The following is a 15,825-nucleotide window of genomic DNA, read 5'->3' on the forward strand; positions in this document are numbered from 1 at the left end:
GCGCCTCGCACCGTTTCCTCTCAGCGCGAACGGATGAACTGGCGCAGGTCGGCCGACAGCTTGCGCCGGTCTTCGTCGCGCACGTACATCATGTGCCCCGCGTGATAGTAATGAAACTCCACCCGGTCTTGCGGAATGCCGGTTCGGGACAGCGCATATTCCGCGGCGAAGAATGGCGTGGCGAAATCGTAATACCCCTGCCCGACGAACACCCGCAGGCCTGAATTTTCCCGCATCGCCTTACCGATGTAAGGCGCGACCGTCAGGTAGGCGTTGCTGTCGCGACCGCCGATGCGCCAGTCCCACTCCGCCCCGATGCCGGAGATCGACTGATATTCGCGGCTTGTTCGAAACCCGAGGCCTTCGCGCTCCCACTGGTTGACCGCCGCCGTGTACCCCGCGTCGATGCCATAGAAGCTGGGATCGTTGTCCGGGCTTTCCCCGGCGCTGTCATAGTCGCGGCCGGTATAGCGCGCATCCAGCCGCCCGACGGTCAGCCCGCGGTCGCGCAGCAGCTGCTTGTAGAACCGGTCGGGCGTCACGCGCAGGTCCGCCTGCTCGAGATAGGTTTCGCTTAGGCCGGTAAAACGCGCCAGCTGAGTGCGCACCGAGGCGCGTTCCTCCGGCGGCAGCTTCTGCCCCTTCAGCAGCGCCGCCGCGTAAGCACCGGTGGCGAACTGCCGCGCTTCCTCGACGAATGCCTCGACCGACGGCGCGCTGGCCTTGCCGTGGTACAGCGCGGTCGCGGCCATGGACGGCAGGTTGGTGATATAGCCAAGCTCGTTGCCCGGCGTGTCGGCGCCCGCGGCAAAGTCGAGCACGGTGGAAATGAGGAGGATGCCGTTCAGCGCGACGTCGTTGTACGTCGTCGCTTCCAGCTCGTTCACCACCGCGGCCGAGCGCGTCGTCCCGTAGCTTTCGCCGCCCAAATATTTGGGGCTGTTCCAGCGCCCGTTGTCGGCGATCCAGCGGCGGATCACTTCCGCGACCGCCTTGGCGTCGGCGGTGACGCCGTAAAATTCCTTGCCCTCGGTCTTCCCGATCAGGTGTGAAAAGCCGGTGCCGGGCGGGTCGATGAATACCAGGTCGGTGACGTCGAGCAGGCTGTCGGGGTTGTCGAGGATCGGATAGGGCGGCGCGCCGTCGTCACGCGCGTCGGACGGGATCGCGACGCGCTTTGGTCCGAACGCGCCCATCATCAGCCATACCGATCCTGAGCCCGGCCCGCCGTTGAACAGGAAGGTCACCGGCCGCGCCGTGTCGCGCGGATCCTTGACGTAGGACGTGGTGACGATCGCCGCCTTCTGCGTGCCGTCCTCGGCGGCGATGATCGTCTCGCCGATAGTCGCGGTATAGCGCATCCGCTGCCCGCCGAACGTGCCGCTGTGCCGGGTCGTCACGACTTGCGGGACGACCGTCGCGACCGGCGGGTCGGCCGGCTTCGCGTCGGCCTTGGCCGGGGCAGGCGCTTCCTGCGCCATGGCCGGGACGGCAGCCGCCCCCAGCAGCAATGCAAACACGGCAAGTTTCATCGGCTGTCCTCCCCCTCGGATCACCGACGGACTGAAGCCGCGACGGGGCCGGGACGCAACCCGGTAATCGGCGAACGGGCCAGCGGCCCGCCCGCTGCCAGCGCTAAAGGATGAAGTCGCCCCCGACGAGGGTGTACGCTCCGTCCAGCCGGATGAGGAAGTTCGCGTCACCGTCGCCATCGGTGTCGCCGTAGACGTAGGTGTTGCCGTTGATCACCTGGTAACGCAGTTCGCCCGCCGCCCCGCTAAAGGCACCGCTGCCGATGAACGCAAAGTCCTGACGCCCTGCCTGGGTGGTGTCGGCATCGACCAGGTCAAGGTCGATGCGATCGCCCTGACCCTGGCGGAAGTCGACGATCCGGTCGCTGGTCGACGGACGCAGGCCGGCAAAGCTGTTGTCGCGGAATTCGAACACGTCCGCACCGCCGCCGCCGCGCATGGTGTCGGCACCGGCACCGCCGTTGATCCGGTTGGCGTCGGCATTGCCGACAAGCGCGTTGTCGAGCCCGTTTCCGGTGATGTCGAACGCCCCGCCGCCGCGCAGGATGACGTCTTCGACATTGGCATCGGCGGCATAGCTGGTCCGGGCGTAGACCCGGTCATTGCCGGCGCCTGTTGCTTCGACGACCCGGTCGCCGGCGTCGTCGACGAAGTAGAAATCGTCACCGGCCCCGCCACGCATCTCGTCCGCCCCGGCGCGCCCGTCGAGAACGTTGTTCGCGCCATTGCCGCGCAACACGTTGTCCAGTGCATTGCCGACCGCCCGAACCGCATCCCCGCGCAAGAAAAGGTTCTCGACATTATCGCTGAGGACCAGGCTGACCGAACTCAGCACGCTGTCCACGCCTTCGCCGGCGGCTTCGACCACGCGGTCTCGATCATCGACGATGTACAGATCGTCGCCCGCGCCGCCACGCAGAATGTCCACCCCGCGTCCGCCGTCTAGATAATTGTCGAGCGCGTTGCCACGGATGTCGTTGCTGCCGCCGTTACCCAGCCCGGCGATTGCGGTCCCTGCCAGGGTAAGATTCTCGACTTCGCGCCCGAGCTGATAGTCGACCTCGCTGATTACCGTATCGATGCCGCCGCGAAGGCTTTCAATGGCGCGGTCGCCGATGCTGTCGACCATGAACGTGTCGTCGCCCATGCCGCCGCGCATGACATCGTCACCGGCGCCCCCGTCCAGCACGTCGTTACCGCCCAACCCATCCAGCTCGTTCCCAAGCCTGTTCCCGACGATGAGATTGGCCAGGGAGTTGCCGGTGCCGGAAATGGCCGCTCCCGTTAGTACCAACCGCTCGATGCTGTAGGGCAGAACGTAATTTAGTGCCGCATAAACGACGTCGTCGCCGCTAAGGTCGTAAACCGAGTCGCCCGCGAAATCGACGTAATACGTGTCGTTGCCGGAACCCCCACTCATATAGTCGCGCCCGGCGCCTCCGTCGAGGATGTCGTCTCCGGCATCGCCCTGTAGAGTATCGCTGCCAGCATTGCCCCGGAGCACGTTATTCGCAGCGTTGCCGTAAATGGTGTCGCTGCCGGACCCGCCAACCGCATTTTCAATGACGGTGTTTGAAGCGATCTCCAGATTGCGCTCGCCACCGCCGAAACTTGAAATCGTCCCCGGGTTGAGGCTGATGCGTTGCGATTGCGCGAAGCCGGAAAGGTCAAGCGTATCGATGCCGCCCATGTCCGAGATATAGACCAGATCATCGACCCGTGCGGTTGGATCGAAATCGGAAGTGTCCGCGGTATTATTGAAACCCCACACCGAATCCGTGTTGCCACTGCTAGCGATTGGATCGCTCTCGATGATGGTCAGTCCGTAAACGCCGCGGGAATCATCGTCACGAGCGCCGACGTCAATGTAGTAAGTGCCGCTTGCCGTGGGCGTGAACGCAAACCGCGCCATTGAATTGTAGTAGCTGAAGGCGGGCGCCGCCACATAGGCGCCGCTTGCGTCGCGCAAGATGGGAGAGTCGGCAGTTCCCGACCCGGTTATGACGATCCGCTGACCTTCCGTGAGGTCAATCCGGTACCAATCCCGATCATCCATATATTCCAGTTGACCGGTAACGGCTTCACCAAAATCGATGGTTGCGGTCGTCGTACTGTCTCCCGCGATGTCTTGGGAGACGTCGATTTCGCCGAGCCTCAACCGATACGTGCCATCGTTCTCAGCAAAGTGACTTCGGACATCGACATAATAGGTTCCGGTTGTCGCTGCCCGGAATTCCAGGTGTGACGTGAAGTAATTATAGGACGAATCGGAATCCACCACCGCTCCATCCGAATTGCGAAGTTGGAGGTAGGGGTAGCGGAGCGGATCGCCGCCTGCACTGGACAGGTCGAGGGTGTAAACGTGGCCCGCGGTCAGCTCGACCCGGATGAAGTCGCGGTCGCCCTGATATTCCAACTGACTGACAAGCGATTCATCAACCGCAAGGGAAGTCGTGGTGCCCCTGTCTCCCCGAATATCGTTGGACACGTCGATTTCACCGACGCTCAACTGATAGGCGCCGTCGTTTCCCGTATAGCGGCCCGAAACATCGATATAGTAGGTCCCGCTCGTTGGTGCGCGAAACTCCAAATGCGACGTGTTGTAGTTATAGGTAGGATCGGAACCGACGATTGCTCCGTCCGAACTGCGCAGCCGGAGATAGGGGTAGCGTAGCGGGTCGCTGCCCGCACCGGACAGGTCGAAAGTGTACACATGGTCCGCGGTCAGTTCGACCCGGATGAAGTCGCGGTCGCCCTGATATTCCAACTGACTGACGAGCGATTCATCGACCGCAAGGGAGGTCGTGGTGCCCCTGTCTCCCCGAATATCGTTGGACAGGTCGATCTCGCCGACGCTCAACTGATAAGCGCCGTCGTTTTCCGTATAGCGGCCCGCGACATCGATATAGTAGGTCCCGCTCGTTGGTGCGCGAAACTCCAAATGCGACGTGTTGTAGTTATAGGTAAGATCGAAACCGACGATTGCTCCGTCCGAATTGCGCAGCCGGAGATAGGGGTAATGAAGCGGGTCGCTGCCCGCACCGGACAGGTCGAAAGTGTACACATGGTCCGCTGTCAGTTCGACCCGGATAAAGTCGCGGTCTCCCGAATACTCCACCTGGCTGACCAGTGATCCGCCAATCTCTATGGAAGTCGTGGTGCTCCTGTCTCCCGGAATATCGTTGGACAGGTCCATTTCATTGACAGTCAACTGATAGCCGCCACTCCCGTCCGTGGCGCGGCTCCCGACATCGATATAATAGGTCCCGCTTGCTGGCGCCTGAAAAGCCAGCTGCGACGTGCTGGAACTATAGGAAGAATCACTACTGATAATTGCCCCGTCCGAATCGCGAAGGCGCAGATTGGGGCTGCCAACCGGATCGCTGCCTGAGCCGGACAGCTCGAAAATGTAGAATTGGCCTGCGGTCAGCTCGACACGGATGAAGTCGCGGTCTCCCAAATATTCCAGCTGATTGACCAACGATTCGCCAATGCCGATTGATGTCGTACTGCTTCGATCTCCCGGAATATCTTGCGAAATGTCTATTTCGGTAGCGTCAACCTGATAGCTACCGCCGTACCGGTTCTCATAAGCGCCGACATCGAGATAATAGGTGCCCGTCGTTTCCGGCTGAAACTGCAAGCGCGAATTCAGGCCGGACCCACCATCGTCGTCCTGGGTAAGCAAGGCGCCGGTAGCATCGCGAAGGTAGAGATACGGATCAGTTAGCGGGTCGTCGCCAGTGCCTGACAGGTTGAAAACATACAGGTGGCCCGCCGTGAGCTCGACGCGGATCCAGTCATGATCGCCCGGCACTTCCAGTCGGTCGACGATCGATCCGCCGACCGCGATCTCCGAATCTGTGCTTCTATGTGCTGGAATATCGACCATGCGACTGCCCTCCCGTACCGAAGCGAAGTCACTACCGCCGTCCTAAACCGCGCCTGCTCTGCAGAACTACGCCGTTACTTCGGCGGGGGGGGGCTAATAGCCGCGACGACTCGCTCTTGATTGAAGGTATATGGCGGGAGAGCAAAGTCAAACGGGCGGGCGCGCTTTGCCAAGGCGCGCGCCGCACGCAGTTACAGGATGAAGTCGCCGCCGGTCAGGTTGACCCCGCCATCAAGCCTGATGAGGAAATCCGCCGTTTCGTCGCCGTTGGTGTCGCCATAGACGTAGGTGTTGCCGTTGATCACCTGGTACCGAAGCTGCCCCGCAGCCCCGGTGAAATCCCCGGTACCGATAAAGTCGAACGCCTGATTGCCGGCCAGGCCGACATGTGCATCGACCAGGTGCAGGTCGATGATGTCGCCCTGCGTTTGGCTGAAATCGATGATTCGGTCGGCGGTCGAGGACGACAGTCCGCCAAATTCACCATCGCGAAAAACGAAGGTGTCCGCGCCAAGCGCGCCGCGCAGGCTGTCGGCTCCGCCGCGACCGTCGATCGTGTTGTCGCCCGAATTGCCGACGATCAGGTTGCTCAATGTGTTGCCGGTTAGCGCGATATCGTCAAAGCCGCGCGCGAACACGTCCTCGACGTTATTTTCCAGCGTCCAGCTGATCGTGGTGTAGACACGGTCGCGACCCTGCCCTTCGGTTTCGATCGTATGATCGCCGGCGGTCTCGACGTAATAGATGTCGTTGCCGTCGCCGCCGCGCAGGATGTCGGCACCGAAGCCGCCGTTGATGACGTTGGCTCCGTCCGTGCCGATGATCCGGTTTTCAAGGTTATTGCCGTATCCGCGCACCGCCGACCCTGTCAGCTCCAGGCTTTCGAGGTTCGACCGAAGGTTGAAGCTGACCGAACTGATGACGGTGTCATAGCCTTCGTTGGCCAGTTCGACGGCCGCGTCATTGTCGTTATCGACGTAATAGGTGTCGTTGCCCTGCCCGCCGCGCATGATGTCGGCACCCTCGGCGCCGTCGAGGATGTTGGCATAATCGGTGCCGTAAAGCCGGTTGAGTCCGTCGCCGCCGTACGCCCGCACCGCCGTGCCCGTCAGGAATAAGTTCTCGACGTCGGCGCGAAGACGGTAGTTGACCGAACTATATACCGTGTCGACGCCTTCGCCCGGCTGCTCGATCGCGATGTCGCTGCCGTTGTCGGCATAATACGTGTCGTTGCCGCTGCCGCCGCGCATGACGTCGGCGCCGGTCCCGCCGTCAAGCACGTCGTCGCCACCGTTGCCCACGATGCGATCGTCTCCGCCCAGGCCGCGGATGGTGTTGACGCCGTCGTCGCCGGTCAGCGTGTCGCCGTAGTTCGACCCGTCGACGTTCTCGATCGAGATCAGGGTGTCGATCCCGGACCCGGCGGTATCCTGCGGGTTGAGAAAGCCGAGCAGGACCGACACGCCGCCCGTTGCGTCGGTGTAGCTGGCGGTGTCATTGCCCGCTCCGCCATCGATCTCGTCATTGCCGGCGCCGCCGTAAAGCAGGTCGTTATTATTGCCGCCGAACAGGTGGTCGTTGCCGGCACCGCCGTTAAGTATGTCCTGCCCGCTCTGGCCTTCGAAATCATAATCAGGGTCGAGCGCCTGAACGCCATTGTCGTCGAGGTAGAAGACCCCGTCGCCGTACAGCCAGTCGTTGCCGCCGTTGCCGGTCAAACGGTCCGATCCGAGGCTGCCGGCGAGCACATTATTGGCATTGTCGCCGATCAGCACATCGTTGAGTTCGGCGCCGCCGAGGTTCTCGACGTTGGTCAGAGTCCAATTGCCGGTGCCCGTCGACTGCGCTTGGCCCTGCAGCATCAGCGACACGCTGATCCCGCCGTTCGCCTGGTAAATCTGCGCATAGCCAAGGTCGAAGATTTCGACCGTGTCGACGCCGGTGCCGCCATCGATGGCCTTGTCGCCGGCACCGACGGTGAAATAGTCGTTGCCGCCATTGCCCGACAGGACGTCATAACCGCCGAAGGACCAGAACCAGTTGGCGGCTGCGTTCCCGGTCAGCGTGTCATTACCGTACGTCGCCGAGATGTGTTCGATGCTGACGAGCGTATCGGTGCCCTGTCCCGTGTTCTGCGGACCTGCGAGATTGAGGTTGACCGTGACGCCGTTGAGTCCGTCGCTGGTGAAATAGCTCACCCGGTCGTTCCCGGCGCCGCCGTCATAGAAATCGTCGCCGAACGGTCCGTAGTCGCTGGAATATTCGGCCAGCAGATCCGCGCCGTCACCGCCGTACAGCGCGTCGTTGCCCGAGCCGCCCCGGACCAAGTCGTTGCCGTCGAAACCGATCAGGTTGTCGTCGCCGTCGGTGCCGACCAGCGTGTCGGCGCCGGACAGGATGGTCGAGAAAAGGCCTTCCAGATCGTCGCCAAGAACGTAATCGGTGAAAGCCTGAACGGTGATCGAAACGTCGTAGATCGCGAAAACGTCCGTGCCGTTGATCGCATAGACGATGTCGGTGACCAGCCCGCCTGTCGGATAGCCTTCGGAATTATAATCCTGGAACAGGCCGTTGAGGGTCAGCCGCTCGTTGGTCTCGGGGTCTTCGACCACGAACTCCTGCTGGCTGGCGAGGATCACTTCGCCCCACTCGAAAAACTCCGACAGGGACCCGCTCTGGACGAGTTCAACCATGTCAAACGGCGTGTTGGCGTAGAGATTTGGCATTTTTCCCCCCGGAATCCTTTGCTATGTACCTAACTAAGGATAAGGGTACGGAGGCCTAAACTTCTAGTCAACCCGTTGGAAGTAAACGCGTATTTGCCACGGTCCTGAGGAATTCGGGACGACGATTCTCGCCTTGGTTACGCTCCGCAATCAGCCCTGGCAGTGCCGCCTCGGCGTCATTTCCCTGACGAGCGATCGATCCGCACGGCGAACGATCAGAGAATGAAATCCGCCGCGGCGAGATTGATCCCGCCATCCACCCGGATGAGGAAGTCGGCCGCGCCGTCGCCGTTGGTGTCACCGTAGACGTAGGTGTTGCCGTTGATCACCTGGTAGCGCAGCTGCCCGGCCGCGCCGGTGAAGGCGCCGGTGCCGATGAATGCGAACGCCTGGTCGCCGGCGAGTCCGACGTGCGCGTCGACCAGGTGCAGGTCGATATGGTCGCCCTGGGCACGACTGAAATCGGCGATCCGGTCCGCGGTTGAAGAGCTCAGTCCGCCAAACTCGCCACTGCGGAACGCGAATGTGTCTGCCCCCGCACCGCCGCGCAGCACGTCCGCGCCGGCGCGTCCGTCGAGGACGTTGTTCCCGGCATTGCCCGACAGCGTGTTGGCGAGAGTGTTGCCGGTCAGGGCAATGCTTGCGGAGCCGCGCGCGAACAGGTCTTCGACGTTGCTTTCCAGCGTCCAGCCGACCGTCGAATACACCCGGTCGCGTCCCGCGCCGGCGTCCTCGATCGTGTGGTCGCTGCCGTTCTCGACGATATAGATGTCGTTGCCGGCACCGCCGCGCAGGACATCCGCGCCCAGACCGCCGTTGAGCGTGTTGGCATGGCCGTTGCCGACCAGCCGGTTGTCGAGCGTGTTGCCGGTGCCGCGCGTTGCCGCGCCCACCAGCACCAGATCCTCGACGTTCGCCGACAGCTGGATGTTGAGCGAGCTGTAGACGGTGTCGCGCCCCTGCCCCGACAATTCGATCGCGCGGTCGCCGGCATTGTCGACATAATATGTGTCGTTGCCCAGTCCGCCACGCATGACATCGGCGCCGCCCTGCCCGTCCAGCACGTTGGCAGCGCTGTTGCCGACGATGCGGTTGGCTGCGTCGTTGCCGAAGCCGCGCGCCGCATTGCCGGTCAGCACGAGGTTCTCGACATGGTCGCGCAGCCGGTAATTGGCGGAGCTGTAGACGATGTCGTTGCCCTCGCCAGCAAGTTCGATCGCCTGGTCCTGGCCGGTGTCGGCGAAATAGGTGTCGTCGCCCACGCCGCCGCGCATCGTATCGGCGCCGCCGCGTCCGTCGATCCGGTCGTCACCGCCATTGCCGCGCAGCAGGTTGGCTGCAGTATTGCCGATCAGGATATCGTGCCCGGCCCCGCCGAATGCGTTTTCGATGACCGTTCCGCGCGCGATGACGACGTTGCCGACATGCCCGCCGACGTTCGAAAATTCCTCGGCGTTGAGATTGATGCGCTGGGCCGCGAAAAAGCCCGAATAATCGAGCGTGTCGATCCCGCCGGAATCGAACACGGTGTAGGACACGTTCGGGCGCTGGACGGCGTCGAAGCCGATGCGCCCGCTGGTGTTGTTGAACCCGTAGGTCGTGTTGCCCACGCGCGTGGTCGTGGACAGTCCGTACAGATTGCTGATCGCGATGATGTCGGCGACCTGCGGAGTCATGATCGGCAAGTGCGAAAAGCCGCGGCTCGAATAATAAGTGTTCTCGCCATTGTCGAAGTAGGACATGATGCTGATCGCGGCGCCGTCGTTGCTCCAGATCGCATCGTTGGGGTAAACCGCACCCGCCGTCCCGGCGTTGGAATTGCTGGTATGGCCGAGGCCCAGTGCGTGGCCGATTTCATGCATGAACGTATGCAAGTTGGTTCGGGACACGGACACGTTGACGATCGCCGACGTGGTGATGCCGTTCGAATGCACGGTATCGGCAAAGGCGCCGGTTCCCTGGTCGAGGTCGTCGAACGTGATGTGCGCATCGCCGGTCTGTTCGACGAAGGCCACGCCGATGATGTCGGACCAGATCTGCAACGCGTCGAGCGCGACCGCGCGGCCGGTGGGAGTCAGCGCGGTCAGGTCGACGGTCAGCGTATCGCCCTGAGTCACGTCGAACCGATGGACGTCGCCCTGAAAGAAGCCGTGCGTCATCTGGTACGCGAAATCGTCCAGCGTGCCGGGCGCCGGCGGCACGTAATTATTCACTGACAACTGGTAGGATCCGGTGCCGGTATAATTGTCGATCGGCTCGTCCGGCTCCCACGCCCCGACATCGATGTAATAGGTCCCCGACGTTGGTGCGGTGAAGACGACGCGCGATCCGCGTCCGCCCCCGCCGTCGTCATTCTCGGCCAGCACGGTGCCCGCCGAATTGCGCACGTATACGTAGGAATCCTCGAGCGTGCCCAGGTTGACCGCGATCACCACTTTCTGGCCCGCGGTCAGGTTCACCTTGAACCAGTCGTGATCGCCCGTCGCTTCCAGTGTGTTCTGGATCTGGCCGCCGACCGAAATGGTGGCGGACGTCGTCGAATCTGCGGGAATGTCGGGCATTGAAACCTCCACACGCGCACGCCTTGCGCCGGTTGCGCAAGTGCATGGTAATCACCTGTTTCAGATAAGCAATTCGCCCCTTGCAGGGTTACAGAATGAAGTCGCCTCCAGCCAGGTTGAGCGAGCCGTCGAGCCGGATCAGAAAGTCCGCCACGCCGTCGCCGTTGGCGTCGCCGTAAACGTACGTGTTGCCGTTGGTGATCTGGTACCGCAACTGACCGGCGACGCCGCTGAATTCGGCGGTCCCGATGAACGTGAAGGACTGGTCGCCGTCGATGCCGCGATGGGCGTCGACCTGCTGCAGGTCGATGCGGTCGCCCTCGGCACGGCGGAAATCGAGAATGCGGTCGGCGGTCGATGCGGTCAGCCCGCCGAATTCACCGTTGCGGAACACGAACGTGTCGGCGCCGCGCGCGCCGCGCAGGTCGTCCGCGCCGGCCCGCCCGTCGATGATGTTGTTGGCCGCATTGCCGACAATGGCATTGTCCAGGTTGTTGCCGGTCAGGTTGATCGTCGCCGACCCGCGGGCGAACAGATCCTCGACATGGTTTTCCAACTGCCAGCTGATGGTCGTGTAAACCCGGTCGCGGCCGGCGCCTGCGGTTTCGATCGTGTGGTCGCTGTTATCCTCGACATAATAAATGTCGTTGCCGCCGCCCCCGCGCATGATGTCGCCGCCGAGCCCGCCGTTGATGACATTGTTGGCGTCGTTGCCGTTCAACCGGTTGTACATGTTGTTGCCGGACGCGCGCACGGCATTTCCGGTCAGGGTCAGGATCTCGAAGTTGGACCGCAACGCGAAGCTGACCGAGCTGATGACCTCGTCGATGCCCCCGCCGGAAATCTCCGCGATCGCGTCGCGAACATTGTCGACGTAATAGGTGTCGTTGCCGGCTCCGCCGCGCATCACGTCCGCGCCGGCCCCGCCGTCGAGGATGTTGGCCGAGTTGTTGCCGATCAATCGGTTCGACCCGGCATTGCCGTACGCCCGTACGGCTGAACCGATCAGGGTCAGGTCCTCGACATCGGCGCGCAGGCAAAAGTTCGCCGAACTGTAGACGACGTCGTTGCCCTCGCCCGCGTTCTCGATGACGAGGTCGTCGAAATTGTCGACGTAATAGACGTCGTCGCCGGCGCCGCCGCGCATGATGTCCACGCCGCCGCCGCCATCGAGGATGTTGGCCGATGCATTGCCGAACAGCCGGTTGGCTTCGGCATTGCCGGTGCCGCGCACTACGGTGCCGTTGAGGTACAAGTCCTCGACCCCGGCGCGCAGCGTGTAGCTGACAAGGCTGTAGACCGCGTCGTTCCCCTGGCCGGAGCCTTCCACCACAAGGTCGGCGGTCTCGTCGACATAATAGATGTCGTTGCCGGCCCCGCCGCGCATAACGTCGCTGCCCGTCCCGCCGTCGATCCGGTCGTTGCCGCCGCCGCCTTCGATGACGTCGTTGCCCGCCAGGCCGCGCAGCTCGTTGGCAGCGTCGTTGCCGGAAAGGCGGTTGTCGCCGCTGCTGCCGGTGGCATCGATCGCGCCGTTGCCGATCAGCATGATGTTCTCGACATTGGTCGGCAAGGTCAGCGTGATCGAACTGAGCACGGTGTCGACGCCGCCGGTCAGGCCCTCGACGATCTCGTCGCCGGCATTGTCGACCGTATAGGTATCCCCGCCAAGGCCGCCGGCCATGCGGTCCGCGCCGCCAAGCCCGTCGATCCTGTCGAACCCGGCAGACCCGCGCAGCACGTCGCCCGCGGACGTGCCGACGACCGTCAGGCCCTGCGGATCGTTCATGGTCACTTCGTACCGCGGGCGGGTGGAGCCGCCGCCGATCGTCTCGCCGCTGACGGCAAGGAAGAACACGCCGCTTTGCGTCGCCGTGAAGAGGATGCGGCTGTTTCCGTGCCCGCCGCTATTGTCCATGTCCTGGGCAATGACGGCGCCGCTGGCATCGACCAGCTGGAGGTGGAGCAGGTAGCCGCTGCCGTAGCTGATATACGGGTTGAGGCCGGTGTCGGTGAGCAACCCGAAATCGTAGGTCTGGCCGGCCACCAGCTCGACCCGGAACCAGTCCGTATCAGCCCCGGAAAAGCTGCCGCTATTGAAACCCGAAGCGTGATATTCGCCGGTGGCCGACTGTCCGATCGCGACCCGTCCCAGCGTGGCGGCGGTGCCAAGATAATCGTCGGCGTAGTTCTGGAAATTGGAATATTGGTGATAGCCGACCACGAAGGTGTTGATCGCGCCGGCCGCCCATTCGAAAAAGGTGCCGTCGGTTCCGACGACTGCCGATTGGTCTATCTGGACCGACAGCCGGCCGGCCGGCAGTTCGATCGACGGGTTCACTCGGATCGTGTTGCCGACAATCCTGACTTGCGACGTATCGGTCACATCGATCCGGAGAAGTCCGCCGTTCCCGATGATGGGGTTGCCTGTGTTGATCGTGATGAATCCCGACGCCAGCTCAAACGGCCGGTCGAAGGTCAGGACCAGGTCGGAATACGGCGCATTCGTCCCGCCGTACGAAGCGGCCGACAGGAATAGCGGCGCCGAATAGGACCCTTCGGTCATGGTCACCGAATAGGTGCCGCCGTTGTTCTGCGTCCCCGTCCCGGCGGTATCCGCGTTGATCCGCAAGAAGTAGGTTCCGGTCGCGCTGGCGGTGTAGACGATCTGCGCCCCCGCCGTGCTGGAGCTGGAATCGAGGCTGGTGTAATTGCCGTCTTCCGGCAGCGGATTGTACTGCAGGGTGCCGTCATTGAACCGGACCAGGTGCATCGAGATGTAGTCGCTGGCATCGCCCCCGGACGGCGAAGCCGTGAACCGATAGGTATGCCCGTACACCAGCTCGACCCGGATCCAGTCGATGTCGCTTTCGCCCTGCGCGACCCCGGACACCGTTCCGCCCGTCGCCAGTCCGACCTGCGTCGACGGACCCGCCGGCATGTCGTCGTTCCCGGCCACGACCTGTACTGAATAGTCGCCGGCCCCGGACTCGCCGACCGGCTGGATGCGCGGCGTGACGTAAACGTAGTAGGTGGACGTGTAGGTGGGCGTGATCCAAAGCCCCTCGTTGGCATCGCCCCCGCTGACCTGCGAGCCATAGGCATCGTAGATCCGGACATCGAGGTCGCCGGCTCCATTCACGCCTGACGCATCGATCCAGAAGCGGTACGACTGCCCGGAATTGAGCTGGACCCGGAAAGTATCCTGGTCATTGTTGTCGCTGATATAGCCGCCCAGCGCAGGCCCGTTGATGGTCAGCGCGCCGCTGTCCAGGCCGAAGCTGTTGGGATAATCGTCGGACCGCACGCCGATCAGGAAGTTCAGCGCGTTGCGCCCGCTGATGCCTTCGAATTCATTGCCCGACATGTCGACCACGACGCCCGGATCGGCCTCGATATAATATTGGCCGGCGCCGGTCGGGTACGGGACGAACAGCGTGTCCCCGTCGGTGAACAGGTCGCTGGCCGCATAGGTGCGGTACAAGGTGCCGTCGGAATAGAAGATGCGCACGTTGCCCGCGCCCAAAGTGACGTCCTCGTTGAACTGGATCGTCACGCCCTGCCACGACTGCGGGACCTGGCCCGGCCCGGTTACGACAAGGTTATCCTGCGGCAGCATCGCCGTCGGCGCGGTGGTGTCGTCGGGACGCAGCGCGGACACTTCGATGTCGCCGTCGAGAAAGCGCAGGACCTCGACCGAACGGATGATGTTGAACCCGTCGGCCGTGCCGACATAAATCGCACCGTCGGGCAGGAAGCGGATCATCGCGTCGATGAAATTGAAACCGAACATCGCGATGTCGCGGTTGAAGCCGCCGCGCAGCTGGTTGTCGCCCGTGCCCGCGTCGAGCACGTCTATACCGCTGCCGCCGGACAGGATGTCGTCGCCGACGCCGCCGTTGATGCGGTCGTTGCCGCTGCCGCCGGTGATCTGGTCGTCGCCCTCGTCGCCGATCAGCGTGTCGTTACCCGCTTCGCCGGACAGGATGTCATCGCCGACGCGGCCGTCCAACCGGTTGTCGGCCTGGTTGCCGGTGATGTTGTCGCGGTTGACGCTGCCGATCACGTTTTCGATCAGGGAGCGGACGTCGTCGTCGAAAAGCAGGCTGTTGTAGATCGTGCCGTTGGGCAGGTAGATGCCGGCCCCGGCCCCGATATTGATGTTCAGCGACTGCGACGCCGTCAGCCCGTAATTGGCGAAATTGAACGTGTCGGTGCCGCCGCCGTCCCACACCGTCATCATGATGTGGTTGGACGCGCCGTCGCCGAAATAGCCGCTGCCGCTGCCCGGGGTCATCTGGCCGACGCCGTTGATGAACTGCTGCCCGGTGGTCGGGCTCCAGCTGTAAACCGTGTTGCCGGAATTGGTGCTGTAATCGGCGCCGTACATCGTCTGCAGCGCCAGGATATCCAGCGTCATGAAGCTGGTCGGATAATGGAATTGCGGCAGCGAGTAGCTCAGCGGACCGTTGTAATGGTCGCGATAGCTCATCACCGTATAGTTCAGATAATCATATTCCAGCGGCAGCACGCCGCCGATCGGCCCATCGCTGTCGTGCGGGTGGCTGAGACCGAGCGCATGCCCGATTTCGTGCAGGTGGGTCAGGAAGGCGTAATCGCCCATGCGCGGGTTGCGGAAATCGTCCCCGAACCAGATGTCGCCCCCGTTCCCGTCGCCCGGGTAATAGGCATAAGCGGTCGGCGCCAGCGAGGTCTGGCCGAACATCAGGTCGCCGGTGTTGGTGCCGGTGTAGGAAAAGGTCAGGTTGGTATAGCTTTCGATCAGCCCGAAGACGTAGCGAACGACTTCCTGCTGATAGACGGACACCGGGAAAAAGTCGGTGGTCGGCTCGTCGCCATAGCCGGCGGGAAAGTCGCTGGCGGAATCGGGAAAGGCATAAGTGACGGTGCCGCCGGACCAGCGCAGGCCCCACAATATCCCGTCGATTTCCGGCCGGCCAGTGGCTGGTTGTGAAGTGCTTGGCATGTCTCTGCCCTCCCCGAGAACGGGGCACTCTGCCGGGCATATTGAACGCTGTTGGCTTGGCAGCGCATCGCCGCCTGGCAAGCGGTCACGACCGGAAGGTCAAACGCTGCTCGCGCAACATCATTCG

General features: G+C 62.8%; 5 protein-coding genes. All 5 read right to left on the bottom strand.

What is annotated here, in order from left to right; all coding sequences use genetic code 11:
* Window positions 1-20: 20 nt before the first annotated feature.
* Complete coding sequence (locus H8M03_RS06060; RefSeq protein ID WP_187480831.1) at window positions 21-1,532, bottom strand: S10 family peptidase; 1,512 nt, start codon at window positions 1,530-1,532, stop codon at window positions 21-23.
* Window positions 1,533-1,635: 103 nt separating this feature from the next.
* Window positions 1,636-5,424: a calcium-binding protein gene (locus H8M03_RS06065; protein WP_187480832.1), complete on the bottom strand. Its 3,789-nt coding sequence runs from the start codon at window positions 5,422-5,424 to the stop codon at window positions 1,636-1,638.
* A gap of 191 nt (window positions 5,425-5,615) precedes the next feature.
* Window positions 5,616-8,150: a calcium-binding protein gene (locus H8M03_RS06070; protein ID WP_187480833.1), complete on the bottom strand. Its 2,535-nt coding sequence runs from the start codon at window positions 8,148-8,150 to the stop codon at window positions 5,616-5,618.
* 215 nt (window positions 8,151-8,365) lie between these two features.
* On the bottom strand, window positions 8,366-10,711 hold the full coding sequence (locus H8M03_RS06075; RefSeq protein ID WP_187480834.1) for a M10 family metallopeptidase C-terminal domain-containing protein: 2,346 nt from the start codon (window positions 10,709-10,711) through the stop codon (window positions 8,366-8,368).
* An 88-nt stretch (window positions 10,712-10,799) separates the two neighbouring features.
* Window positions 10,800-15,698, bottom strand: a complete 4,899-nt coding sequence (locus tag H8M03_RS06080) for a M10 family metallopeptidase C-terminal domain-containing protein (protein WP_187480835.1) — start codon at window positions 15,696-15,698, stop codon at window positions 10,800-10,802.
* Window positions 15,699-15,825: the final 127 nt, after the last annotated feature.

Origin of the sequence: Sphingomonas sabuli (genome assembly GCF_014352855.1) — a bacterium.
In the GTDB taxonomy this organism is placed as follows: domain Bacteria; phylum Pseudomonadota; class Alphaproteobacteria; order Sphingomonadales; family Sphingomonadaceae; genus Sphingomicrobium; species Sphingomicrobium sabuli.